At 72.3% G+C, this 24,837-nt stretch carries 22 protein-coding genes; 12 read left to right on the forward strand and 10 right to left on the reverse strand.

The features are described 5' to 3' along the window. The first annotated feature begins 262 nt into the window (after positions 1 to 262). Positions 263 to 1,144, forward strand: coding sequence for a dimethylargininase (ddaH, locus tag EIO00_RS16600; RefSeq protein WP_140179987.1), 882 nt, complete (start codon positions 263 to 265; stop codon positions 1,142 to 1,144). A 198-nt stretch (positions 1,145 to 1,342) separates the two neighbouring features. Next, positions 1,343 to 3,052: a 2-isopropylmalate synthase gene (gene leuA / locus EIO00_RS16605; RefSeq protein WP_140179989.1), complete on the forward strand. Its 1,710-nt coding sequence runs from the start codon at positions 1,343 to 1,345 to the stop codon at positions 3,050 to 3,052. Between the two features lie 267 nt (positions 3,053 to 3,319). Here the strand turns inward: leuA and EIO00_RS16610 are convergent, their stop codons facing one another. Both EIO00_RS16610 and EIO00_RS16615 read right to left on the reverse strand, forming a co-directional pair. After that, complete coding sequence (locus EIO00_RS16610) at positions 3,320 to 3,574, reverse strand: protealysin inhibitor emfourin (protein WP_241661403.1); 255 nt, start codon at positions 3,572 to 3,574, stop codon at positions 3,320 to 3,322. Further along, positions 3,571 to 4,599, reverse strand: a complete 1,029-nt coding sequence (locus EIO00_RS16615; RefSeq protein ID WP_140179991.1) for a M4 family metallopeptidase — start codon at positions 4,597 to 4,599, stop codon at positions 3,571 to 3,573. The genes EIO00_RS16610 and EIO00_RS16615 overlap by 4 nt, the downstream gene beginning before the upstream one ends. A 148-nt stretch (positions 4,600 to 4,747) precedes the next feature. Here EIO00_RS16615 and recO point away from each other — a divergent pair, with 148 nt between their 5' ends. Both recO and EIO00_RS16625 read left to right on the forward strand, forming a co-directional pair. Continuing rightward, positions 4,748 to 5,527: a DNA repair protein RecO gene (gene recO / locus EIO00_RS16620; RefSeq protein WP_175596252.1), complete on the forward strand. Its 780-nt coding sequence runs from the start codon at positions 4,748 to 4,750 to the stop codon at positions 5,525 to 5,527. After that, positions 5,524 to 6,339 (forward strand): isoprenyl transferase, encoded by an 816-nt coding sequence (locus tag EIO00_RS16625; protein ID WP_140179995.1) that lies wholly within the window; start codon positions 5,524 to 5,526, stop codon positions 6,337 to 6,339. The genes recO and EIO00_RS16625 overlap by 4 nt, the downstream gene beginning before the upstream one ends. A 106-nt stretch (positions 6,340 to 6,445) precedes the next feature. Here the strand turns inward: EIO00_RS16625 and EIO00_RS16630 are convergent, their stop codons facing one another. The 5 genes from EIO00_RS16630 to EIO00_RS16650 all read right to left on the reverse strand — a co-directional run bounded on the left by EIO00_RS16630 (position 6,446) and on the right by EIO00_RS16650 (position 9,878). After that, positions 6,446 to 6,820 carry a Fur family transcriptional regulator gene (locus EIO00_RS16630; RefSeq protein ID WP_140179997.1) on the reverse strand — a complete coding sequence of 125 codons (375 nt, stop codon included), beginning with the start codon at positions 6,818 to 6,820 and terminating at the stop codon, positions 6,446 to 6,448. Further along, positions 6,817 to 7,710 carry a metal ABC transporter permease gene (locus EIO00_RS16635; RefSeq protein WP_140179999.1) on the reverse strand — a complete coding sequence of 298 codons (894 nt, stop codon included), beginning with the start codon at positions 7,708 to 7,710 and terminating at the stop codon, positions 6,817 to 6,819. Before EIO00_RS16635 ends, EIO00_RS16630 begins: the two co-directional genes overlap by 4 nt. Further along, the gene (locus EIO00_RS16640) at positions 7,707 to 8,537 is read right to left on the reverse strand and encodes a metal ABC transporter ATP-binding protein (protein ID WP_422100051.1); all 831 of its coding nucleotides are present in this window, start codon (positions 8,535 to 8,537) and stop codon (positions 7,707 to 7,709) included. Before EIO00_RS16640 ends, EIO00_RS16635 begins: the two co-directional genes overlap by 4 nt. Then, entirely contained in the window at positions 8,534 to 9,463 is a 930-nt protein-coding gene (locus EIO00_RS16645; RefSeq protein ID WP_140180001.1) for a metal ABC transporter substrate-binding protein, read from the reverse strand. Before EIO00_RS16645 ends, EIO00_RS16640 begins: the two co-directional genes overlap by 4 nt. Before the next feature lie 109 nt (positions 9,464 to 9,572). Continuing rightward, positions 9,573 to 9,878 carry a DUF6703 family protein gene (locus tag EIO00_RS16650; protein WP_140180003.1) on the reverse strand — a complete coding sequence of 102 codons (306 nt, stop codon included), beginning with the start codon at positions 9,876 to 9,878 and terminating at the stop codon, positions 9,573 to 9,575. Positions 9,879 to 9,913: 35 nt separating this feature from the next. On the opposite strand from EIO00_RS16650, the gene EIO00_RS16655 reads away from it, so the two are divergent. The 4 genes from EIO00_RS16655 to secD all read left to right on the forward strand — a co-directional run bounded on the left by EIO00_RS16655 (position 9,914) and on the right by secD (position 14,697). Continuing rightward, positions 9,914 to 10,198 carry an antibiotic biosynthesis monooxygenase family protein gene (locus tag EIO00_RS16655; RefSeq protein ID WP_140180005.1) on the forward strand — a complete coding sequence of 95 codons (285 nt, stop codon included), beginning with the start codon at positions 9,914 to 9,916 and terminating at the stop codon, positions 10,196 to 10,198. A gap of 194 nt (positions 10,199 to 10,392) precedes the next feature. Continuing rightward, a complete protein-coding gene (locus tag EIO00_RS16660; protein ID WP_140180007.1) occupies positions 10,393 to 11,778 on the forward strand; it encodes a glycine--tRNA ligase in 1,386 nt (461 codons plus the stop codon). Positions 11,779 to 11,888: 110 nt separating this feature from the next. Continuing rightward, positions 11,889 to 12,323, forward strand: coding sequence for a hypothetical protein (locus tag EIO00_RS16665; protein ID WP_140180009.1), 435 nt, complete (start codon positions 11,889 to 11,891; stop codon positions 12,321 to 12,323). 94 nt (positions 12,324 to 12,417) lie between these two features. Continuing rightward, entirely contained in the window at positions 12,418 to 14,697 is a 2,280-nt protein-coding gene (secD, locus tag EIO00_RS16670) for a protein translocase subunit SecD (RefSeq protein ID WP_140180011.1), read from the forward strand. A gap of 58 nt (positions 14,698 to 14,755) precedes the next feature. Here secD and EIO00_RS16675 read toward each other — a convergent pair whose 3' ends face one another. From EIO00_RS16675 to EIO00_RS16685, 3 genes are all read right to left on the reverse strand, one after another. Next, positions 14,756 to 15,073, reverse strand: a complete 318-nt coding sequence (locus tag EIO00_RS16675; RefSeq protein WP_140180013.1) for a hypothetical protein — start codon at positions 15,071 to 15,073, stop codon at positions 14,756 to 14,758. A gap of 25 nt (positions 15,074 to 15,098) precedes the next feature. Next, positions 15,099 to 16,073 (reverse strand): SPFH domain-containing protein, encoded by a 975-nt coding sequence (locus EIO00_RS16680; protein WP_241661404.1) that lies wholly within the window; start codon positions 16,071 to 16,073, stop codon positions 15,099 to 15,101. A gap of 389 nt (positions 16,074 to 16,462) precedes the next feature. Beyond that, on the reverse strand, positions 16,463 to 18,343 hold the full coding sequence (locus EIO00_RS16685; RefSeq protein WP_140180133.1) for a glycoside hydrolase family 15 protein: 1,881 nt from the start codon (positions 18,341 to 18,343) through the stop codon (positions 16,463 to 16,465). A gap of 236 nt (positions 18,344 to 18,579) precedes the next feature. Here EIO00_RS16685 and ppdK point away from each other — a divergent pair, with 236 nt between their 5' ends. The 4 genes from ppdK to EIO00_RS16705 all read left to right on the forward strand — a co-directional run bounded on the left by ppdK (position 18,580) and on the right by EIO00_RS16705 (position 24,791). Then, the gene (gene ppdK, locus EIO00_RS16690; RefSeq protein ID WP_140180017.1) at positions 18,580 to 21,282 is read left to right on the forward strand and encodes a pyruvate, phosphate dikinase; all 2,703 of its coding nucleotides are present in this window, start codon (positions 18,580 to 18,582) and stop codon (positions 21,280 to 21,282) included. 131 nt (positions 21,283 to 21,413) lie between these two features. Then, positions 21,414 to 22,211: a YdcF family protein gene (locus EIO00_RS16695; protein WP_241661405.1), complete on the forward strand. Its 798-nt coding sequence runs from the start codon at positions 21,414 to 21,416 to the stop codon at positions 22,209 to 22,211. 134 nt (positions 22,212 to 22,345) lie between these two features. After that, the gene (locus EIO00_RS16700; RefSeq protein ID WP_140180019.1) at positions 22,346 to 23,599 is read left to right on the forward strand and encodes a deoxyguanosinetriphosphate triphosphohydrolase; all 1,254 of its coding nucleotides are present in this window, start codon (positions 22,346 to 22,348) and stop codon (positions 23,597 to 23,599) included. Between the two features lie 133 nt (positions 23,600 to 23,732). Then, positions 23,733 to 24,791, forward strand: a complete 1,059-nt coding sequence (locus tag EIO00_RS16705) for a PQQ-like beta-propeller repeat protein (RefSeq protein WP_161602742.1) — start codon at positions 23,733 to 23,735, stop codon at positions 24,789 to 24,791. Positions 24,792 to 24,837 lie beyond the last annotated feature (46 nt).

A 24,837-nucleotide genomic window follows, 5' to 3' on the forward strand; every position in this document is an offset into this window, starting at 1 on the left:
CCAGACGACGCGGCCGACGACGCGGCCGGCGAACGGTCCGGTCCGGCGGACCCGGCCGGCTCGGCCCGCTCGTCGGCCGACGCGGGCGGCAGGAAGTCGGGCCGGGGCCGGCGCCGGGGCCCCGGCGGCCGGCGCACGCCGTCCTGACCGTGGTCACCTGTCATGTGCCCAGCGTAGAAGGCGCCCCTCGCGGGCGGCGGACGCGCCGGGGCGAGGTCGGGGGTACGGTGGTCGGACACCGAGGTCTCGAATTGGAGCGACCGTGCCCCACGACGTCACCGAAGCCCCCGGCGTCGCGCTGGTCCGCCCGCCGGGGCCGCGCCTGGCGGAGGGACTGGTCACCCACGTCGACCGGCGGCCGGTCGACGTGGCGCTGGCCCGGCGACAGCACGAGGCCTATACGGCGGCGCTGGCCGCGGCGGGCTGGCGGATCCACCGGGTCCCGCCCGCCGACGATCTGCCCGATGCGGTGTTCGTGGAGGACACCGTGGTCGTGGCGGACGGGCTGGCGGTGCTGGGCCGCTGCGGCGCCCCGCAGCGGCGCGCCGAGGTCGCCGGGACGGAACGGGCCGTACGGGAGCTGGGACTGCGGATCGAGCGGATCGAGGCCCCCGCCACCCTGGACGGCGGCGACGTCCTCCAGGTCGGCGACACCGTCTATGTCGGGCTGTCCGGCCGCACCAACGAGGAGGGGGTCCGCCGGCTGGCGGCGCTGCTGGGGCCGCTGGGGCGGAGGGTGGTGCCGGTGCGGGTCGCCGGCGCGCTGCACCTGAAGTCCGCGATGACGGCGCTGCCGGACGGCACGTTGATCGGCATGCCGGATCTGGTGGACGCCTCGGCGCTGCCGGGCCTGCGGGCGGCGCCCGAGCCCGCCGGCTCCCATGTGGTGGTGCTGGGGGAGGAGCATGTGCTGCTGGCCGCCTCCGCGCCCCGCACCGCGACGATGCTGCGCGCCGAGGGGCTGCGGGTCACCGTGGTGGACATCACCGAGTTCGAGGCGCTGGAGGGCTGCGTGACCTGCCTGTCGGTGCTCGTCCCCGGACGTCCTCCGCACCGCTCCCGGGAGGAGGTCCGGGCCGGCGACGCCGGTCGGGCGGTGCCCGGGCCCGGCGGCCGCGGCGCCGGGAAACCACCAGCCCCATGAGTTGTCTCACATCGCGGGATCGAAGCCTGTAACACACTTGTCATCGGGTACCTTGTGAGGCGTGTTCGCGTCCCGTGGGCTGCTCCTCCTTAGCGGCCGCAGCGGGGGTCGGTGACGGAAGGAAAGGTCGGCTCCCTCGCTGCGGGATCTTGACGTGTTGTCGACCGCGAGGACGTTCGAGCAGAGGGAAGCACCTTCATGAAGTCCAAGCAGCAGCCCAGCGGCATGCCCTTTCAGCGGTACCGTCCGTTCACCCCGGTCGACCTGCCGGACCGCACCTGGCCCGACAAGACGATCACCAAGGCGCCGCGCTGGCTGTCCACCGACCTGCGCGACGGCAACCAGGCCCTGATCGACCCCATGGACGGGCACCGCAAGCTGAAGATGTTCGAGCTGCTGGTGCGGATGGGCTACAAGGAGATCGAGGTCGGGTTCCCGGCGGCCAGCCAGACCGACTTCGACTTCGTCCGCCGCCTGATCGAAGAGGACCGGATCCCCGACGACGTGCGGATCTCGGTGCTGACCCAGGCGCGCGAGGAGCTCATCGAGCGCACCGTGCAGTCGCTGGTCGGGGCCGAGCGCGCCACCGTCCACCTGTACAACGCCACCGCGCCGCTGTTCCGCCGGGTGGTGTTCGGCATCGGCCGCGAGGAGTGCAAGGCGCTGGCGGTCGAGGGCACCCGGACGGTGATGAAGTTCGCCGAGCAGTACCTGGGCGACTGCGACTTCGGGTACGAGTACTCGCCGGAGATCTTCGTCGACACCGAGCTGGACTTCGCCCTGGAGGTCTGCGAGGCGGTCATGGACGTCTGGCAGCCCGGTCCGGACCGCGAGATCATCCTGAACCTGCCGTCCACCATCGAGCGCGCCACGCCCAACGTCTACGCCGACCAGATCGAGTGGATGAGCCGCAACCTGTCGCGGCGCGAGTTCGTGTGCCTGTCGGTGCACCCGCACAACGACCGCGGCACCGGTGTGGCGGCGGCCGAGCTGGCGGTGATGGCCGGGGCCGACCGGGTGGAGGGCTGCCTGTTCGGCAACGGCGAGCGCACCGGCAACGTCTGCCTGGTCACGCTGGGCATGAACCTGTTCTCCCAGGGCGTGGACCCGGAGATCGACTTCTCCGACATCGACGAGATCCGCCGCACCGTGGAGTACTGCAATCAGATCCCGGTGCACGAGCGGCACCCCTATGCCGGGGACCTGGTCTACACCTCCTTCTCCGGCTCGCACCAGGACGCCATCAAGAAGGGCTTCCAGAGCCTGGAGGAGGACGCGGCCGAGGCCGGCGTGCCGGTGGAGCGGTTCCGCTGGGAGATGCCCTACCTGCCCATCGACCCCAAGGACGTCGGCCGCACCTACGAGGCGGTGATCCGGGTCAACAGCCAGTCCGGCAAGGGCGGCGTGGCCTACATCATGAAGACCGAGCACCGGCTGGACCTGCCGCGCCGCCTGCAGATCGAGTTCTCCCGGGTGGTGCAGGAGCGCACCGACGCCGAGGGCGGCGAGGTCACTCCGGAGGAGATGTGGCAGATCTTCGAGCGCGAGTACCTGTCCCCCGGGCCGCGCATCGGGCTGCTGGCGCACCGCGCCTCCTCGCGGGTGGACGAGAAGGACCACCTCACCTGTGACGTCCGGGTGGACGGCGAGATCCGCGAGATCGAGGGCATCGGCAACGGACCGATCTCGGCGTTCGTGGACGCGCTGGCCACCGTGGGCGTGAACGTCCAGGTCCTGGACTACGTCGAGCACTCGCTCAGCGAGGGCACCGACGCCAAGGCCGCCGCCTATGTCGAGTGCGAGGTGGACGGCGAGGTGCTGTGGGGCGTCGGCATCGACCCCAACACCGTCACCGCCGCTCTCAAAGGCGTGCTGTCGGCGGTCAACCGTGCGGCGCGGCGCGGCTGACGCCGGCACGCCGTCCCGGGCTCGTCTCCCGCGCACGTCGGCGGGAGACGCCCGCCCCTGTCACCCGGTGCGCACACACCTGTGATCAGGCCGTCGACGGGCCCCGGTCGGGACGATCTTCCGGTCGGGGCCCGTCACGCACCTCTCACGACCCCGTGACGGCGGGCGAGGGGCACGGTGCTCTCGGCGCGTCGAGGAGACCGGCGGGGCCGCCGCGCCCGTGCCGGGGGCCGCGGCGCGCCGGTCGGCGGCCGTGGGAGGCGCCGATCAGTCGGGCTCGTCCAGCACGTGGCGCACCAGGTCGCGCAGCGGCCCGGTCAGCTGCGCCTCGCCGACCGTGGCGACCCGCCCGTCTATGTCGATCTCATAGCTGAACCGGTCGGGGGCCTCCTCCGCCGGCGGCGCGCCGTCCAGGTCCACCCGGTCGAGCAGGTCCCGCAGCACCGGGTCGGAGGCGGCGTCGCGCTCGCCGCGGCGTTCGACGCCGGCGAACCCCCCGCTGCGGATCACGCGCACTCTCACGACTCCACGCCCACCTCGCGCCAGGCGTCCCGCACCGCACGGGACTCGGTCCCGCCCGCACCGTACAGCCGCTCGGCGGTCTCGACGGTGGCGGCGGCGAACGCGTCGAACTCGATCGTCGGTTTCATCGCGTCCCCGGTCAGCGTGTCGTACCAGATCCGGCCGGCCTTCTCCCAGGCGTGCCCGCCCAGCGCGACGGCCGCCAGATAGAAGGCCCGGTTGGGGATGCCGGAGTTGATGTGGACGCCGCCGTTGTCGTGGTGGGTCTCCACATAGTCGTCCATATGCCCGGGCTGGGGGTCCTTTCCCAGCCGCGGGTCGTCGTAGGCGGTGCCCGGCTCCTTCATCGACCGCAGGCCGACCCCGTTGACGTCCGGGCCGAGCAGGCCCGCGCCGATGATCCAGTCGGCCTCGTCGGCGGTCTGCCGCAGGTGCCACTGCTTGACCAGGGAGCCGAACACATCGGAGATCGACTCGTTCAGCGCCCCGGACTGCCCGTGGTACTCCAGGTCGGCGGTGTGCTGGGTGACGCCGTGCACCAGCTCGTGCCCGGTGACCTCCAGCGGCCCGGTGAACGACAGGAACAGCCTGCCGTCGCCGTCCCCGTAGACCATCTGCCGGCCGTTCCAGAAGGCGTTGGCGTATCCGCGGCCGTAGTGCACCGTGGAGACCATCGTCATCCCGGCCCCGTCGATGGAGTCGCGCCGGTAGATCTCCGCGAAGAAGCCGAACGTCACCCCCAGCCAGTCATAGGCCCGGTCGACGGCCGCATCTCCGGTGGGGGCCTGCCCTTCGGCGCGCACCAGGTCGCCGGGGAGCCGTTCGCGGTGGCGGGCGTCGTGGACGGCGCGCTCGGGGACGAAGTCCTCGGTGGGCGCGACGGGGGCGAAGGCGACGGCGCGTCGTTCCGCGCGGTGCGCGGAGCTCATCGTCAGGGTGCGGCGGGCCATCTCCCGCAGCGCCCGGTCGTCGGCCGTCTCGGCGAGGTGTTCGAGGATGTGCGGCGGGAGGATCGTGCATCTCATGGCACCACGCTGACAGTCGAATGCGGTTCAGGACACACCCTTTCCCGTTACTTGTAGTGACCTTGCGGTCAGCATTCCGTGAGGGGAGGGGGTCGGTCGCGGCCCGTCCGTTTTCGCCTCGCTCCGCCGCATGCGGGACAATGGGCGGGTGCCCCTCTACCGTGACGAAGGAATCGTGCTGCGCACCCAGAAGCTGGGTGAGGCGGATCGCATCGTCACGGTGCTGACCCGCCGCAACGGCCGGATTCGGGCGGCGGCCAAAGGAGTGCGCCGGACCACCTCCCGGTTCGGAGCCCGGCTGGAGCCGTTCACCCATGTGGATCTGCAGTTCTACGAGCGGCGCTCGCTGGACCTGATCACTCAGGCCGAGACGTTGCGACCGTACGGAGAGCCGCTGGTGAGCGACTATCCGCGCTACACCGCCGGGACGGCGATGCTGGAGACCGCCGAGAAGCTCACCACCGAGGAGAAAGAGCCCGCGCTGCGGCAGTTCCTGCTGCTCCTCGGCGGGCTGCGCACCCTGGTGGACCGCTCGCACGACCCACGGCTGGTCCTGGACGCGTTCCTGCTGCGGTCGCTGTCGGTGGCCGGCTGGGCTCCGGCGCTGGACGAGTGCGCCCGCTGCGGCGCGCGCGGCCGGCTGCGGGCGTTCTCCATCGCGGCGGGCGGGGCCATGTGCGCGGCCTGCCGGCCGCCCGGCTCGGCCACTCCCGCCCCCGCCACGCTGGAGCTGATGGTGGCGCTGCTGCGCGGGGACTGGGAGCACGCCGACGCCAGCGAGGCGCGCCATCGGGCCGAGTGCAGCGGGCTGGTGGCCGCCTATCTGCAGTGGCATCTGGAACACGGGATCAGGTCGCTGCGGCACGTGGAGCGCGCGCCGCACGGGCCGGTCACCACCGAGAAGGACATCACCGAGGAGCCAGCGTGAAAAGGGCCGTCCAGCCGCCGTACCCCCACCCCAGCGGCGCCCGCCCCCCGGCCATCCCCAAGGATCGCATCCCCCGGCACGTGGCCATCGTGATGGACGGCAACGGGCGCTGGGCCAAGCAGCGCGGCCTGCCGCGCACCGAGGGGCACAAGATGGGGGAGCACTCCCTCTTCGACGTGATCATGGGCGCGATCGAGCTGGGCATCCCCTATCTGTCGGCCTACGCCTTCTCCACCGAGAACTGGAAGCGCTCTCCGGAGGAGGTGCGCTTCCTGATGGGCTTCAACCGGGATGTGATCCGCCGTCGTCGCGATCAGCTGCACGCCATGGGGGTGCGGGTGCGCTGGGCGGGCCGCAGGCCCCGGCTGTGGCGCAGCGTGATCAAGGAGCTGGAGGACGCCGAGCGGCTGACCCGCGACAACGACGTCCTCACCCTGCAGTTCTGCGTGAACTACGGCGGACGGGCGGAGATCACCGACGCCGCCGCGGCGATCGCCCGGGACGTGGCGGCGGGCAGGCTCAACCCCGACAAGATCACCGAGAAGGTGTTCGCCCGCTATCTGTACCGCCCCGAGGTGCCGGACGTGGACCTGTTCCTGCGCCCGTCGGGGGAGCAGCGCACCTCCAACTTCCTGCTGTGGCAGTCGGCGTACGCCGAGTTCGTCTTCCAGGACGTGCTGTGGCCCGACTTCGACCGGCGGCATCTGTGGCAGGCCTGTGAGATCTACGCCACCCGGGACCGCCGGTACGGCGGCGCCGAGCCCAACCCGGTGCCCGCGAACGGCTCCACGCCCTCGCCGGGGCGGTCCTGAGGGCCCGCCGAGGTCCGGAGGGACGAGGCTCGAGAGAGCGCGGTGCACGGTCGTTCCGGCGGCCGTGCGCCCGGCCGCCGGAGGGGCCGCCCGCGGCCGAGCGGGCTCAGCCCGCGCAGTCGGGACAGGTGCCGAAGACCTCCACGGTGTGGGTCACGTCGGTGAAGCCGTGCTCGGCGCCGACGGCCTCCGCCCAGCGCTCCACGGCCGGGCCCGCCACCTCGACCGTCCGGCCGCACTCGCGGCACACCAGATGGTGGTGGTGCTCGTCGGTGCGGCAGGCCCGGTAGACGGCCTCACCGTCGTCGGTGCGCAGCACGTCCACCTGCCCGGCCTCGCTCATCGCCTGGAGCGCCCGGTAGACCGTGGTCAGGCCGATCTTCGCGCCGTCGGCCCGCAGGGAGGCGTAGATGTCCTGCGCGCTGCGGAACCCCTCGCTGCGTGCCAGCGCCTCCCGCACCGCGTCCCGGCGGGCCGTCATGTGTGCACCTCCGCCTCGGCTGTCTCGTCGGCTGTCTCGTCGTCCGCGCCGGAAGGCAGTGTACGACCGAGCCGCCTGCGCCGGGAGAGGGAGCCGCCGAACGAGCGCACCAGCACCAGCGTCACGAACACCGCCAGCGCCAGCAGCACGATGGACGGCCCGGGCGGCAGGTCGTATTCGAACGAGGCCACCAGCCCCGCCACCGCCGAGAGCACGCCGATCCCCATCGCCGCCAGCATGGTGTCCCGGAAACCCTTGGTGACCTGCTGCGCGGCCGCCACCGGGACCACCATCAGGGCGCTGACCAGCAGCAGCCCGATGGCCCGCATGGCGATCACCACGGTCACCGCGGCGGTGACCGCGATCAGCAGGGACAGCGTCCGGGTGGGCAGCCCGCTGGCCCGGGCCACCTCCTCGTCCTGGCACAGCAGGAACAGCTCCCGGCCGAACAGCGCCACCACCGCCAGCACCGCGACCGACAGCGCCGCCACCACGTACAGGTCCTCGGGGGCGACGCTGGAGATGGAGCCGAACAGGTAGGACTGCAGGTCCCTGCCGCCGCCCTCGGCGTTGGTCAGCAGCACGCCCCCGGCCAGCCCCCCGTAGAACAGCAGGGCCAGCGCCACGTCGCCGCCGGTGCGGCTGCGGGCGCGCAGCACCTCGATGGCCGCGGCGCCCAGCACCGACACCACCAGCGCGCCCAGCACGGGGGAGGTGCTGGTGAGCAGGCCGAGCCCGATGCCGGTCAGGGCGATGTGGCCGATGCCGTCGCCGAGCAGCGCCAGTCGGCGCTGCACGATGAACGTGCCGACCGCCGGGGCGGTCAGACCGATGAGCACCGCCAGCGCCAGGGCGATGCGCATGAAGTCGAACTGCAACAGGTCGGTCACGTCGGATTCCAGGGGGTCAGCGAGCCGGGGGCGGGTTCGGCGGCGTGCGGATGCTGGTGCCGGTGGCCCGGCCGGGCGCACTCGCCCTCGGGCGCCGGCGGAGCGCCGGTGCGGACGATGCGCCCCTGCTCCAGCACCGCCGCCCGGGTGATCAGCGGTTCCAGCGGGCCGAGCTCGTGGGCCACCAGCACGACGGTGCGGCCCTGGCGCACCAGGTCGCGCAGGACCTCGGCGAGGGCGGCCTGGCTGGCGGCGTCCACCCCGGCGGTCGGCTCGTCCATGACGAGCAGGTCGGGCTCCCCGGCCAGCGCCCGGGCGATCAGCACCCGCTGCTGCTGCCCGCCCGACAGCCGCTGGGCGGGCTGTCCGGCCCGGTCGGTCAGCCTCATCTGCTCCAGCGCCCGCCGCACCGCGGCGCGGTCGGCGGCCGTGGCGAACGGACGCAGCCGGGAGCGGCGGGCGATCCGCCCGGAGGCCACCACCTCGCGGACCGTGGCGGGCACGCCGCCGCCGACGGTGAGGCGCTGGGGGACGTAGCCGATCCGGTGCCAGTCGCGGAACCTGGCGGGCGGGACGCCGTAGATCTCGGTGCGGCCGCCCGACAGCGGAACCAGCCCCAGCAGCGCCCGCACCAGGGTGGACTTGCCGGACCCGTTGGCGCCGAGCAGGGCCAGCACCTCTCCGGGCTCGACCCGCAGGTCGATGCCGTGCAGCACCTCCCGTCCGTCCAGCCGGACCCGGCCCCCGGTCATCGCCAGCGGCGGAGCCTCGGCCGCCATGCGCGCCTCCCGTTCGCCGTCGCGTGGTGGGGTGTCCTCGGCGCTCATGCGCAGTCCAACGCAGTGCGCAGGGTCTGCAGGTTCTTGCGCATGAGCGAAACGTAGTCGTCGCGGGAGCCCTCGGCCAAACCCTCCACCGGGTCCAAGACGGCGGTGCGCACCCCGGCCTCGCGGGCCAGCGCCTGGGCGACCTTCGGGCTCACCAGCGTCTCGGTGAACACCGTGCCGGCTCCGGTCTCCCGGATCGTGCGGGTCAGCTCGGCCAGCCGCCGCGGCGAGGGCTCGGCGGCGGGGTCGACGCCGGCGACGGGCACCTGCTCCAGGCCGTACCGGTCGGCGAGGTAGCCGAACGCGGCGTGCGCGGTGATCATCGTCCGCCGCCTGCAGCCCTTCAGACCGGCCTGGAACTCCCGGTCCAGCGCGGTCAGCCGCGCGGCCGTGGTCTCGGCGCCGGCCCGGTAGTCCGCGGCGTGGTCCGGATCGACCTCGGCCAGCCGTTCGCCGAGCGCGGTGGCGACGGTCGCCATCCGGCTCGGGTCCAGCCACAGGTGCGGGTCGAAGGAGGTCCGCTCGTGCTCGGATCCCTCGCGCTCCTCGTCGTGGCGCCCGCCGGTGTCGGGCGGCGGCAGGGTGCGCACGAGGGAGGCCGCGTCCAGCCCGTGGTCTTCGGCGTGCTTGGACACCGCCTGGTCCACGGCGGGCTGCAGCCCTTTGACGTACACCACCAGATCGGCTTCGGAGAGCGCGGCGATCTGCCGCGGGGTCAGCTCCAGGTCGTGCGGCTCGGCGCCCGGGCCGGCCAGCGTGTCGACCGACACCGCGGCCCCTCCCACCTGCTCGCTCAGCCAGGCCATCGGGTAGAACCCGGCGATCACCCGAGTGCCGGAGTCGGTCCGGGATCCGCCGCCGCAGGCGGCGACGGCGAGCAGGGCGGCGGACAGCACGGCCGCCGACCGCGCGGCCCTCGACCGCACCGATCGGGAGGGCGCCGACCGGGAGGACGCCGATCGGGAGGAAAGGCGACGCGGGGTGCGAGAGGTGAACACCCTCCCATACTGGAGAAAATGAAAATGATTGTCAAAATCAGCCCATGATCCGGGCCACCGCCGACGCCGTCAGCACCGCGATCGCGGCGATCCGCAGCACCCGCCCGCCGGTCTGCAGGGCGGGCCAGTTCAGATAGGCGAACCAGGCCAGCAGCAGCGCCAGCGCGCCCAGCGCGGCCGCGGCGGGCCATCCGGTGCCCGCCATGCCCGTCGCCAGCAACGCGAAGACCGCCAGCAGCGGCACCCACACCGGCAGCCGATGCAAGAACACCACCGGCGCCGCGCTGCGGCGCTCGATCGCCCCCCGCAGCCCGGGGGCGTGGGGATCGGGTCGTGTGCTCACCCGCCCACGGTAACGCCGCTCATTAGGATGGCCGAGTGATCGCCGTTACCCGGTACCGGGTCCCCGAGGAGGAGACCGAACGGTTCGCCGCCGAGCTCGGCGCGATCCTGGAGGGCCTGGCCGCCGCCCCCGGATTCCGCGGCGGCCGGATCGGCCGCACGGTCGACGACCCCGCCCTGTGGGCACTGGTCACCGAGTGGGACGGCGCCGGTCACTACCGGCGCGCCATCGGCCTGCCCGAGGTGCGGATGCGGCTGATCCCGCTGTCGGCGCTGGCGATCGACGAGCCCGGCGCCTACGAGATCGTCGCCGCCCGCTGACCGGGCCGCCGGCGCGGGTCGCGTCACGTCATCGACGACGTTGCCCTAAGCTGGGAGGCCTTGAGGGGAACCGGAGCCCGGGACCGTGCGGCACGGAGGGTCCGGCGTCCCCGCACCGGGGATGACAGATCGCTTCGGCCCGTTGCCGGGCGTACCAGACAGTCCCGCCGACCGCCAGCCGGATGGAGAGTTCAATGGCCCGCCGACCCGACGTGATGGACACCATCGTCAGCCTCGCCAAGCGGCGAGGCCTGGTCTACCCGTCGAGCGAGATCTACGGCGGACTGCGCGCCTCCTGGGACTACGGCCCGCTCGGCGTCGAGCTGAAGAACAACGTCAAGCGCCAGTGGTGGAAGTCCATGGTGCAGGGCCGCGAGGACGTCGTCGGGTTGGACTCGTGCGTGATCCTGGCCCGTGAGGTCTGGGAGGCCAGCGGCCACGTCCAGGCGTTCGTGGACCCGCTCACCGAGTGCACCTCCTGCCACAAGCGCTTCCGCGCCGACCACCTGGAGGAGGCCTACGAGGCCAAGCACGGCCGCCCGCCCGGCGGGCTGGCCGACGTCAACTGCCCCAACTGCGGCACCAAGGGCGCCTTCACCGAGCCGCGGATGTTCAACGGCCTGCTGAAGACCTACCTCGGGCCGGTCGAGGACGAGTCCGGCCTGGCCTACCTGCGGCCGGAGACCGCGCAGGGCATCTTCATCAACTACCTGAACGTCCAGCAGTCGGCGCGCCGCAAGATCCCCTTCGGGATCGGCCAGATCGGCAAGTCGTTCCGCAATGAGATCACTCCGGGCAACTTCATCTTCCGGACCCGCGAGTTCGAGCAGATGGAGATGGAGTTCTTCGTCGAGCCCGGCACCGACGAGGAGTGGCACCAGTACTGGATCGACGAGCGGATGCAGTGGTACGTCGACCTGGGCATCCGCAAGGAGAACCTGCGGCTGTACGAACACCCGGCCGAGAAGCTGTCGCACTACTCCAAGCGCACCGTCGACATCGAGTACCGGTTCAACTTCGTCGGCAGCGAGTGGGGCGAGCTGGAGGGCATCGCCAACCGCACCGACTTCGACCTGTCCACCCACGCCAAGGCCAGCGGCCAGGACCTGTCGTTCTTCGACCAGGAGAAGGGCGAGCGGTACGTGCCGTACGTCATCGAGCCCGCGGCCGGCGTGGACCGGTGCGTGCTGACCTTCCTGCTGGACGCCTACGCCGAGGACGAGGCGCCCAACGCCAAGGGGCAGATGGAGAAGCGCACCGTGATGCGGCTCGACCACCGCCTCGCGCCGGTCAAGGCCGCGGTGCTGCCGCTGTCGCGCAACGCCGACCTGTCCCCCAAGGCCCGCGATCTGGCCGCCCGGCTGCGCAGGCACTGGAACGTGGAGTTCGACGACGCCGGCGCGATCGGCCGGCGCTACCGCCGCCAGGACGAGATCGGCACCCCGTACTGCATCACCGTCGACTTCGACACCCTGAACGACGACGCCGTCACCGTCCGCGAGCGCGACTCCATGAAGCAGGAGCGCATCGCGATCTCCCAGGTGGAGTCCTATCTGGCGGCCCGGCTGGTGGGCTGCTGACCCGCTCCGCCGCGGGCGTCGGCGCCGACACCCGCGGCGGAACGTCCCCGTGCGGGCGCGTCTTCCGGTAGCGTGGCGGAGACCCGTAGGCCACCGACGGAGGGACGCACATGAGCGACCACCGTCGCAGCCATGCCCCGGTCGACGGCGAGGCCGGCCGCCTCGCCCGTCTGCTGGTGCTGGCGCTGGGTCTGCTGGGCTTCGTGATGCTCCCCGGCGCCGGGCTCTCCTCGGCGGGGCTGGGCATCGGGATCCGCACCGGCGCCGCGCAGCAGCCGCCCGCCCACCAGACGGGGCGCGGGCGCGCCGCCGCCGCGCCCACCGCCTCCGCCGCGGGGCAGGTCGTCGAGGAGGCCCAGGTCTGGGCGGCCCCGCCGCCGCACGCGGCGGCGCTCGCCGATCTGGCCCTGCCCGCGCACGAGGCCGGCCCGCCGGCGCCGGCCTCGTCCGGCCTCGCCGTCGTCGAGCACGGTCCGCTCGTCGCGAGTAGCGTACGGACGGCCCCGCCGCGCGGACGCGCCCCGCCGGTCTCCACGGGCCTGTGAGGTTCCCGTCCCGCCGGTGGCACCGGGCCTGACGCCCGCCACCGGAGTCCCGTGATCCGCCGGGGCGGCGGATCACCGTTCCCGTGGAGGTCTTTTGTCCCGTCCCTTGGCATGGCGGGCGATACTCTCGCTCGCCATCATCGCCGGATCCATCTACGTCATGCTCACCCAGCCCGCCAAGCTCGGGCTGGACCTGCGCGGCGGCACGCAGATCGTGCTGGAGACCAAAGACGGCCAGAACGTCAAGGCCGACCGCGAGTCCACCGACCGCGCCCTGGAGGTGCTGCGCAAGCGGGTCGACGCCCTCGGCGTGGCCGAGTCGTCCATCGCCCGGTCGGGCGAGCGGCGCATCATCGTCGAGCTGCCCGACGTGCAGGACCCCAAGCAGGCCGCCGAGGCCATCGGCCGCACCGCCCAGCTCACCGCGCATCCGGTGCGCACCAACGACGGCAAGCCCGGCAAGGGCGAGCAGATCCTGCCGGACGAGGACGGCAGGCCGATCATGCTCCGGCCGGCCGCGATGTCCGGCGCCCAGATCGGCTCGGCCAGCGCCGCCTTCGACCAGCAGAACGGCCTGGGCTGGTATCTGACCGTCGACTTCCGCGGCAACGGCGGCAAGATCTGGGAGAAGATCACCGCCGAGGCCGCCTGCAAGCTCGGTGACGACCGGCGGATCGCGTTCGTGCTGGACGGCAAGGTGATCTCCTCGCCGCAGGTGGAGGATTCGGTGCCCTGCAACGTGGGCATCGGCGGCGGCTCCACCCAGATCACCGGGCGGTTCACCGCCGAGTCGGCCAAGGAGCTGGCGGCGCTGATCCAGGGCGGCGCGCTGCCGGTGCCGGTGGAGGTCGTCGAGCAGCGGGTGGTCGGCCCGACCCTGGGCGAGGAGGCCATCGAGGCCAGCTGGAAGGCCGCGGTCATCGGCATCGCCCTCACCGGCCTGTTCATCGTCTGGATCTACCGGCTGCTCGGCTTCCTGGCCACCATCGCCCTGGCGGCCTACGGCGTGATCTCCTACGCCGCGCTGGTGGCGATGGGCGCCACGCTGACGCTGCCCGGCCTGGCCGGTTTCGTGCTGGCCATCGGCATGGCGGTGGACGCCAACGTGCTGGTGTTCGAACGGGCCCGTGAGGAGTACCAGCGCGCCCCGCGGCGGGGCACGCGGCCCGCCCTGGTCATCGGGTTCCAGAAGGCCTGGTCGGCGATCGCCGACTCCAACGCCACCACCATCCTGGCGGCGGGCCTGCTGTTCTTCCTGGCCGCCGGTCCGGTGCGCGGCTTCGGCGTCACGCTGACCATCGGTGTGCTGGCCTCGCTGATCTCCGCGCTGCTGATCACCCGGGTGCTCGCCGAGTGGGCGGTCTCCCGGCGGCCGATCGCCAAGCGCCCGGCGCTGACCGGGATCGGCGGCATCGGCCGGGTCCGCACCTGGCTGGACCGCAGGCAGCCCGACCTGATGGGCCGCCGGGCCCTGTGGCTGACGCTGTCCGGCGCGGCCGTGGCGCTGGCGCTGGCCGGCATCCTCACCCAGGGCCTCAACTACGGCATCGAGTTCACCGGCGGCCGCCAGGTCGTCTACGACACCAGCCAGCGGATGGACATCAACGACGCCCGGAAGGCCGTCTCCGACGCCGGCTTCCCGCGCGCGGTGGTGCAGACCGCCGGCCGAGAGGGCGACGACATCTCCGTCCGCACCGAGAAGCTCACCAACGCCGACGTCGACAAGCTGCAAAAAGCGCTGGCCGACGCCGGCGGCGGCACCGTCACCAAGGAGCGCGACGAGCTGATCGGACCCAGCCTGGGCAGCGAGCTGCGCAAGAAGGCGCTGATCGCGCTCGGGGTGGCGCTCGCCGCGCAGCTGGCCTACCTGGCGTTCCGGTTCCGGTTCACCTTCGGCGCCGGCGCGGTGCTGGCGATGTTCCACGACGTGATCATCGTGGTCGGGGTGTTCGCCTGGCTGGGCAAGCCGATCGACGGCGTGTTCCTGGCGGCGCTGCTGACCATCATCGGTTACTCGGTGAACGACTCGGTGGTGGTCTACGACCGGATCCGCGAGCTGTGGCGGAGCGAACCGGACAAGCCGTTCGCCGAGCTCGCCAACCGGGGCTCCCTGCAGACCATCCCGCGCACCGTCAACACCGGCATGGGGGCGATCTTCATCCTGGCGGCGCTGGCGCTGCTGGGCGGCGACTCGCTGACCGACTTCGCCATCGCCCTGCTGCTGGGGATCGTGGTCGGCACCTACTCCAGCGTGTTCGTCGCGACCCCGGTCACCATCATGCTGCAGGCCCGCAGCAAGACCCAGGCGCCCAAGCCCAAGCTCGTCAAGCGGCCGGCCCAGCGCCTGCCGGGCGACTCCGGCGCGGTGGTGTGACCCGCTGAACACGACGAGGGGCCGTGCCCGGATCGGGCACGGCCCCTTCGCTTCGCCGTCATTCCGCCTCGATCTGCAGGGCGGCCACCCGGGACCGGGCCTGGGACATCGCCTCGTGGTACTTGGTCTCCCACTCGGGGTCGTCGTCGGGGATGGCGGCGATCGACTGACGGCCGAACTCCACCGGCCCCCGCCCGGTGTGGACGACCTTGCGGACGACCACCGTGGTCACCCCGTCGGCGGACGAGGTGTGCACCTCCCAGCGGGCGTCGGACTCCAGCACCCGTTCCTCGCCGCCGCCGCGGAACGCGTTGACCACCAGGGCGACGGCCAGCGCGATCACCAGCACCGTGACGAGCAGTATCAGCAGCCTCATCGGTCCTCCAGCCGCCGGAGGGGCGTCACCGTCGGGGAAGCAGCGCGCCGCCGGGGTTGCCCGGCGCATAGACCGTGATGCCCTGCGGAAGCGCCTTCAACTTCTCGATCTCAGCACAGGTCGGGCACTTGTTGTACCCGTCCTGGCGGGCCTTGTTGGCCGCCGCCTCCAGACGGGCCTGCTCGACCTTCGCCTGCGCCTCGCTGACCTGGGCGAAGGCGGCCTGCGCCCGGTCCACCGCCTCCTGCACCTTGCTGGGCAGGGACACCTTCACCAGGTTGAAGTGGATGTTGGTGAGGAAGTCGCCGCCCAGCGTGTTGCGCAGGTCGGTGGCCAGCTGCCGGTTGATGGCGTCCTGCACCTTGGCGATGTTGGCGTTGTTGCTCTGGGCCTGCACGTTCGCCCGCTGCTGCCGGGGGTTGGAGCCGGTGTTCTGCACCAGGGCGCAGGAGGAGATCAGTTCCGCGCAGCGGAAGCTGTTGATCTGGGTGCGCAGGTTGTTGTCGATCACCGGCCGGACGATCTGGTTCAGGAACGCCGTCCAGCCCTCGTCGCCCTCCCAGGCGAAGTAGGTCTTGCCGTTGGGGGCGCGGAACTTGCGGGTGCCGAACTTGTCGTCGAACTTCTTGAGCGCCTCGTGGTCGAGGTTGAGGGTGAAGTACAGCGTGCCCTCGATGCCCATGTTGACGCCGTCGCTGCTGGGGACGGTGACCACGTCCACGCCGCCGCCGCGGTCGCCCTCGCCGCGGTTGGAGGTGATGGTGTAGAAGCGCTGCTGGGCGGGGTACTTGTGCACCTTCGACCACCAGCCGGTCCACACCCGGCCCGAGCCGGGGTCGATGACCTGCCGGATCCGGGTGTTGTCGAAGAAGCCGCCGTTGCGCACGACCGCCACTTCTCCGCCGTCGGTCCGTTCGAAGCCGCGCAGCAGTCCGTTCAGGAAGGGCAGCGCGACGACCAGCAGCACGATGGCCGTTGCGATCGCACGGCCTCGGCTCATCTGAGGCGATGGCTTCATCGGGGGTGCTCCAATTCACCGGCGAATCGATCGCCGATCAGGGGGTCATCTGACAGGGGATTCACACTTCAGACGCGGAGCGAACGCGTTCGGATCCACAGTGCCACGGCGACGGCCGCCGAGAAGCGGTCCGCGCCCGCGCCGTCGGCATGGACCGGGGCGCGACCGGGGCGTGGACCGGGAGCATGGGCCGCGGGCGCTCGGCTCATCGCGCCGAGGGCGCCGGCCGGGGGACCGGCCGGGGAGGCCGGCGGAGACGTCGACGGAGATGTCGACCGGAGCGTCGCCGGAGAGGCGTGACGATGCACGCGGCGGGACCGCCGGTGGGGGCGCGGAAGGCCGCCGCGCGGGCGGTGCGCCCCCACCGGCGGTCAGGCGAAGGCGCCGGGCGGGGTCTCGGGGCACTCGGCCTGGATCACGTGCATCACCGCGTTGATCAGGGACAGATGCGTGAAGGCCTGCGGGAAGTTGCCCAGGTGCCGACCGGTGTGCGGGTCGATCTCCTCGGCGTACAGCTGCAGCGGGCTGGCGTACGACAGCAGCTTCTCGCACAGTCGCTTGGCACGATCCAGCTCGCCGATCATCACCAGCGAGCTCACCAGCCAGAACGAGCAGATGGTGAACGTGCCCTCCTTGGAGGAGAACCCGTCGTCGGTCTCCTCGGGCCGGTAGCGCAGCACCAGGTCGTCCTCGGTTAGCTCCTCGGCGACGGCCAGCACCGTCTCCCGGACCCGCTTGTCGTCGGGCGGCAGGAAGCCCAGCAGCGGGATCAGCAGCACCGAGGCGTCCAGGGCCTTGGTGTTGTAGTGGGCGGTGAAGACCCCCCGCTCGTCCAGCGCGTTGGCCAGCACGTCGGCGTGGATCTCATCGGCCGCCTTCTGCCAGCGCTCGGCCAGCTCGAAGTTGCCGCGGATGCGGGCCAGGCGGGCGCCCCGGTCGGCGGCCACCCAGCAGAACACCTTGGAGGAGGTGAAGTGCTGCGGCTCGCCGCGCACCTCCCACATGCCGCAGTCGGGCTTGCGCCAGTTGGCCAGCGCCTCCTCGACCTGCTTGACGATGATCTTCCACAGCCGGTCGTCGAGGCGGTCGCGGTGCCGCACGAACAGGTAGATGGAGCCGATGATGGCCCCCCACACGTCGTGCTGCGCCTGGGTGTAGGCGTCGTTGCCGATCCGCACCGGCCGCGCCCCGTCGTAGCCGCTCAGGTGGTCGAGCGTGGTCTCCGGCAGCTCCTCCCGGCCGTCCACCCCGTACATGATCTGCAGCCGCCCGTCGGCGGCCTCGGCCACGTCGGTGATGAAGTAGAAGAAGTCGTTGGCCTCCCAGTCGAAGCCGAGCGTGTAGAACGCCCACAGGGCCATGGTGGAGTCGCGGATCCACGTGTACCGGTAGTCCCAGTTGCGCTCGCCCTTGGGGGTCTCCGGCAGCGAGGTGGTGGCGGCGGCCGCCACCGCCCCGGTGGGCGCGAACGTCAGGCCCTTGAGGGTGAGGGCGCTGCGCTGCAGGTGGCTGCGCCAGGGATGGTCGGGGAACTTGCCGCGTTCCAGCCAGTGCTGCCAGTGGTGCACGGTCCACACCAGCCGCTGGTGCGCCTCTTCATAGGTCTGCGGCGGCTCGTGCTCGCTCCACGACAGCGCCACGAAGCGGGCCTCGCCCTGCTTGAGCAGGGTGCGGCCGGTGGCCAGCGAGCCCTCGAACCCGATGTTCATGTCGGTGGTCAGCCGCAGCTGCAGGCCGTTGCCCTCGCAGACCGCCTCGTGGTAGCCCTCGCCGGTGTACCGCCAGCGGGCCGGCTTGCGGCCGTAGTCGAACACCGGCATGCAGTCCAGCCGGACCTGCACCTGGCCGTTCACGCAGCGGACCATGCGCAGCAGCACGTGGTCGGCGTCGTAGTCGGTGGGCGCCCGGCGGTGCGTGTTGGAACGCTCGGTCTCGTGGTGCCAGGGGCCCATGAGCAGCGCGTCGGTCACCACCAGCCAGCCGCCGTGGGTCCACCAGGTGGTCTCCATCACCATGGTCCCCGGGATGTAGCGCTGGGCCGCGGGGACCTCCACCCCCGCCGGGCCGACCCGGAAGTACCCCGCGTCGCGGTCCAGGATCGACCCGAAAACGCTGGGCGAGTCCATCCGCGGCAGGCACATCCACTCCACGTTCCCGCTCGGCGCCACCAGCGCGGTGGTCTCGCAGTCCGACAGGAAACCGTAGTCGGCGATGGGGGCGAACGGCTCGCCCGCCCTGCCCCCGGCGACCATCGGTCTCACAGCCTCACCTCCTGTGTGCGTCCATGACTCCCTCGCACGGTGCTCGGGAGTGCCTCGCGCCCCGCTCCCCGGGGACGACGGATGTCTGGAATGTCCGATTGGAATAGACCACTAAACCGGGTCTGACCTGCGGAAATGCGGGCGCGATGCAGGGGTGCCGAACGTTGTTCGACAAGGCGGGTACAGTCCCCGCACAAGCGTGGAATCGGAGCGTGAAGGAGCTCCTCGTGCCGAAGTACGTATACGACTTCACCGAAGGCAACAAGGACCTCAAGGACCTGTTGGGGGGCAAAGGGGCGAACCTCGCCGAGATGACCAATCTCGGGCTTCCGGTGCCCCCCGGGTTCACCATCACGACGGAGGCCTGCCGCCACTACCTGAAGCACGGCACCGTCCCCGAGGGCCTGGCCGCCGAGATCGACGAGCACCTGGCCGCGCTCGAGAAGCGGATGGGCAAGCGGCTCGGGCAGCCCGACGACCCGCTGCTGGTCAGCGTGCGGTCGGGGGCCAAGTTCAGCATGCCCGGCATGATGGAGACCGTCCTCAACATCGGACTGAACGACGAGTCGGTCCGCGGCCTGGCCGCGGCGGCCGGCGGAGACGCCGCCGGCGAGCGGTTCGCCTGGGACTCCTACCGACGGCTCATCCAGATGTTCGGCAAGACGGTGCTGGGCATCGAGGGCGAGCTGTTCGAGGAGGCCCTGGAGGACCTGAAGCGCTCTAAGGGTACCGACAGCGACCTGGTGCTGGACGCCGAGGACTTCAAGGCGCTGGTCGGCACCTACAAGCAGATCGTGCGCGAGCACGCCGGCCGGGAATTCCCCACCGATCCACGCGAGCAGATGGACCTGGCCGTCAAGGCCGTCTTCGACTCCTGGAACGCCCCGCGGGCGGTCCTCTATCGCCGGCAGGAGCGCATCCCCGCGGACCTCGGCACGGCCGTGAACGTGTGCTCCATGGTCTTCGGCAACCTCGGCATGGACTCCGGCACCGGAGTGGCCTTCACCCGCGACCCGGCCACCGGCCGGCAGGGCGTCTACGGCGACTACCTGCAGAACGCGCAGGGCGAGGACGTGGTCGCCGGCATCCGCAACACGGTCCCGCTCTCGGAGCTGGAGCGGATCGACAAGAAGTCCTACGACGAGCTTCTGTCGATCATGGAGACGCTCGAGAACCACTACCGGGACCTGTGCGACATCGAGTTCACCATCGAGCGCGGCAAGCTGTGGATGCTGCAGACCCGGGTGGGCAAGCGCACCGCCGCCGCCGCGTTCTGCATCGCCACCCAGCTCGTCGACCAGGGACTGATCACCCAGGAGGAGGCGGTCACCCGGGTCACCGGCGCGCAGCTGGCCCAGCTGATGTTCCCCCGCTTCGACGACTCCCGCGCCGCCGAATCCACGCTGCTGACCAAGGGCATGAACGCCTCGCCCGGCGCCGCCGTCGGCAAGGCCGTGTTCACCTCCGAGCGGGCCGTCGAGCTGGCCGGCAAGGGCGAGGACGTCATCCTGGTGCGCCGCGAGACCAACCCCGACGACCTGGCCGGCATGGTCGCCGCCCGCGGCATCCTCACCTCCCGCGGCGGGAAGACCTCGCACGCCGCCGTGGTCGCCCGCGGCATGGGCAAGACCTGCGTGTGCGGCGCCGAGGAGCTCGACGTCGACGTCAAGGCCGGACGGTTCACCGCCCCCGGCGGCGTGGTCGTCGACGAGGGCGACGTGATCTCCATCGACGGCTCCACCGGGGCGGTCTACCTCGGCGAGGTGCCGGTGGTGAACTCCCCGGTCGTGGACTACTTCGAGGGCGAGCTGGCCGCCGCCGACGGCGACGAGCTGGTCAAGGCCGTGGACCGGATCATGGCCTGCGCCGACGCCAAGCGCCGGCTGCGGGTGCGCGCCAACGCCGACACCCCCGAGGACGCCGCCCGGGCGCGCCGGTTCGGCGCCCAGGGCATCGGGCTGTGCCGCACCGAGCACATGTTCCTGGGCGACCGCCGCCGGCTGGTGGAGAACCTGGTGCTGGCCGAGACCGACGCCGAACGGCAGGCGGCGCTGGACGCCCTGGAGCCGCTGCAGCGGCAGGACTTCATCGGGATCTTCGAGGCCATGGACGGCCTGCCGGTGACCATCAGGCTGATCGACCCCCCGCTGCACGAGTTCCTTCCCGATCTGACCGAGCTGTCAGTCAAGGTCGCCACCGCCGGCGAGGACGCCGATCCCCAGGACGTCCGCCTGCTGGAGGCGGTGCGCCGGCTGCACGAGCAGAACCCTATGCTCGGGCTCCGTGGAGTGCGGCTCGGTTTGGTGATTCCAGGACTTTTCGCCATGCAGGTGCGGGCGATCGCCGAGGCCGCCGCCGAACGGCGCAAGGCCGGCGGGGATCCGCGGCCGGAGATCATGATCCCACTGGTCGGAGCGGTGCAGGAACTGGAGGCCGTCCGCGAGGAGGCCGAGCGGATCCTGGCCGAGGTCGCCGAGGCCACCGGGGTGGACGTGCCCGCGATGATCGGCACCATGATCGAGCTGCCGCGGGCCGCGCTGACCGCCGGGCAGATCGCCGAGGCCGCGGAGTTCTTCTCCTTCGGCACCAACGACCTCACCCAGACCACCTGGGGCTTCTCCCGCGACGACGTGGAGGCCGCGTTCTTCTCCCAGTACCTGGAACTGGGCATCTTCGGGGTGTCGCCGTTCGAGACGCTGGACCGCGACGGCGTGGGCCGGCTGATCCGCATCGCCGCCGAGGAGGGCCGGCGCACCCGCCCGGACATCAAGCTGGGCATCTGCGGCGAGCACGGCGGCGACCCCGACTCGGTGCACTTCTGCCACGAGGTCGGGCTGGACTACGTCTCCTGCTCGCCGTTCCGGATTCCCGTGGCCCGGCTGGAGGCCGGCCGCGCGGCGATCGCCGGGGAGGCCCCCGACAGCCGCTGACGGCGGCCGGCGGACGGGGAGGCGCGGCCCCCGGGCCCGAGGGGCGGCGCCTCCGGACGACGGGCGGAGGGGCGGACCGGTGCGCGCTCGGGCCGCGCCGGCCCGCCCCGCGGCCGGGAGGCGGAGAACGGGTGAACCGGGCACGTTCCAACGATCGTCCAACTAGTGTGGTCAGCCCGATGACGTTGGAACGCGAACTGCCCGGAACCGAGCCCGTCGCCGACGAGCCGCAGGACACGCCGACCGAGGAGACCGAGCAGGAGGCCCCCGCCCGACGGCCTCGGCGGCCCTGGCTGTTCTGGCCCACCGCGATCGTGGTCGGACTGCTGGCGATCGCGGTGCTCACCCCGCTCGGCGCGGGCGCCCGGGTGTGGTACCAGGCCCGCCAGGACGAGCGCCCCCGGTCGGACGCCATCCTGGTGCTGGGCGCCGCGCAGTACAACGGGGTCCCCTCTCCCACGCTGCGCTGGCGGCTGGAGCACGCCGTCAAGCTCTACCGGGAGGGCGTCGCCCCCGCGATCGTCACCGTGGGCGGCAAGCGGCCCGGCGACGTCTACACCGAGGCCGAGGCCGGCCGTCGGTGGCTGATCGACGAGCGGGGGGTCCCGGCGGACCGCGTGGTGGCCGTCCCCGCCGGCACCGACACGCTGGAGAGCATGCAGGCGGTGGGCCGGAGGTTCCGGCAGCTCGGCTGGGACTCGGTGGTGATCGTCACCGACCCCTGGCACAGCCTGCGGTCCAAGAAGATGGCCGCCGACCAGGGACTGCGGGCCGCGGCCTCGCCGACCCGCAGCGGGCCCAGCGTGCAGACCCGCGACACCCAGATCAACTACATCGTCCGCGAGGCGGGCGGCTACCTGTCCTACGTCCTGTTCGGCCGCAGCGTGCGGTCCCCGGCGGAACTGCGTCCCTCGAAGACGCCGAACTGACACGTCATATCTGACGTCATGTCACAGGTAGGGCTTAACCTGACCAATCCCGTTGCTTCGCGATAAAGGCAGACGGAGGGTCGGCTCACCCTGTTCGGTGGGTATGAGTCGTTCCCCGGGATGGGCAGGACCCTATGAACGACCACGACTACACCGACTTCGACCGGGCGCGGTGGGCGCCGGAGCCGCCCAAGCGCCGCGATCGCACCCCGTTCGAACGGGACAGGGCGCGGGTGCTGCACAGTGCCGCGCTGCGCCGGCTGGCCGCCAAGACCCAGGTGGCGACCCCCGGCACCGACGACTTCCTGCGCACCCGGCTGACCCACTCGCTGGAGTGCGCCCAGGTCGGCCGGGAGCTGGGCAAGTCGCTGGGCTGCGACCCGGACGTGGTGGAGACCGCCTGCCTGGCGCACGACATCGGCCACCCTCCGTTCGGGCACAACGGCGAGGCGGCGCTGGACGTCGTCGCCCGGCCGTGCGGCGGATTCGAGGGCAACGCCCAGAGCCTGCGGATCCTCACCCGGCTGGAGCCCAAGTCGTTCGCCCCCGACGGCCGCAGCGTCGGGCTGAACCTGACCCGCGCCTCCCTGGACGCGGTGATGAAGTACCCCTGGCGCAAGGCCGACCGGCCGCCGGACGCGCCGCTCGGCGGCTCCGGCGGCCCCTACGGCGTCTACGAGGAGGACGCCGACGCGGCCGCCTGGGTGCGCCAGGGCGCCCCCGGGCGCCGGCTGTGCCTGGAGGCCCAGGTCATGGACTGGTCCGACGATGTCGCCTACTCGGTGCACGACCTGGAGGACGCGCTGGTGGCCGGGCATGTGGACTTCGCCCGGCTGGCCGACCCGACCGAGCGGCGCGCCGTCGCCCGGACCGCCCGGCGGCTGTACTGCCCCGACGTCGACCTCGCCGAGCTGGAAGAGGTGTTCGCCGAGCTGATGGCCGAGCCGTACTGGCCGGACCGCTACGACGGCGGCCCGCGCACGCTGGCGGCGCTGAAGAACCTCACCAGCACGCTGATCGGCCGGTTCTGCCTGGCCGCCGAGCAGGCCACCCGCGCCCGCTACGGGCCGGGCAGGCTCACCCGCTACGCCGCCGACCTGATCGTCCCGCGGCGGCAGCGGCTGGAGTGCGCGCTGCTCAAGGGGGTCACCGCGCACTATGTGTGGATCAGCCACCGGGCCGTGCGGGCCCGGCAACGAGAACTGATCATGGAACTGGCCGAGCTGGTGGCCGCCGGCGCCCCCGCCACCCTGGAGGTCCAGTTCCAGGAGGCCTGGCGGGAGGCGGACGACGACGCCGCCCGCTGGCGGGTGATCGTCGACCAGATCGCCTCGCTGACCGACACCTCCGCGATCGCCCTGCACCGCAGGCTGCGCGCGGCCGCGTGAGGGCCCGAGGGGGGACGGTCCGGCGGCGGCGGCCCGGCAGGCGATCCGGTCCGCGTCGATCTACCCAAAGGACACAGGAGGGCTCTACCCTTTGGCGCACCTTGAGGCACGCTCTGTGGTTGCGAGGACTGAGGTGACGGATCCGGTGGCGTGGCGCGCCGAGGTGGACGGCACCGTCGTCCGGCTGACGGTGGCGGACGGGACGGTCTTTGCCGGGTGCGGGTCTCAGCTCCATGCGTTCGACGCGGAGACCGGCGCCGAGCTGTGGAGCGCCGACACCGGGACCCCCGGACCGTTCCGGGTCGCCGGAGGCGTCGTCTACGCCACCGGCGGCGGGCACGTGCGGGCGATCGACGCGCGCACCGGCGAGGAGCACTGGCGGTTCCGCGGCGCGATCCCCGTGCGCCCGGCGGTCGGCGGCGGCCGGGTCTGCGTGATCGGCGACAGCCCTCGCTGGGGCCGCACCCTCCATGTGCTCAACGCCCGCAACGGGGCGGAGAAGTGGCGGATGGAGGCCGACCCGAAGCTGGCGCCGCCGGCGTGCGACGGCGACCTGATCTATGTCGGCTGCGCCGACGGGGCGCTGCTGGCGCTGCGCGCCCGCAACGGCCGGGAGCGCTGGCGGGTCGAGCCCGACCAGTGGCATCCCGACTGGCCCGAGCGCGGCGGCGGGATCGAGCCGCTCGGGCTGGCCGACGGGACGCTGCTGGTGGCCGGACTGCCGTACGAGCCGCCGCCGTTGGGCTTCGTGGCCGCCGTCGACGTCCGCACCGGCCGGGAGCTGTGGCAGCAGCCGGCCGGCTACGACCCCGGAGAGGGGCGGCCCGACGAGGGCGACCCGCCGGCCGCCCTGGTGCCGGGCGGGATCTGCGTCGCCGCGGCCGGCTCGCTGACATATCTGGAGCGCGACTCCGGGCAGGCCACCCGGTTCCAGTGCACCGAACCGGTCCGCTGCTCGCCGCCCGTCATGATCGGCGGGTTGATCTGCGTGGGCACCTCGAGCCAGCTCATCGAGGCGTTCGACGCGGTCACCGGACGCCGCGAGTGGGTCGTCAAGGACGTCCAGCGGCCCGCCGCGGCCGGCCCGCCGCCGCTGGCGGCGGTGCACGGGCGGCTGGTGGTCGGCGGTCACCGCCGCGTCTACCAGATCGATCCCCGCACCGGAGCGACCTACCCCTCCGTGGCCCGGTGAGCGGCGGGATGGCCGCGGCGCGGCGCGGCCGGTAGGTTCGGCCGGG

The sequence above is a fragment of the Thermomonospora catenispora genome, assembly GCF_006363815.1.
Taxonomy (GTDB): Bacteria; Actinomycetota; Actinomycetes; order Streptosporangiales; family Streptosporangiaceae; genus Thermomonospora; species Thermomonospora catenispora.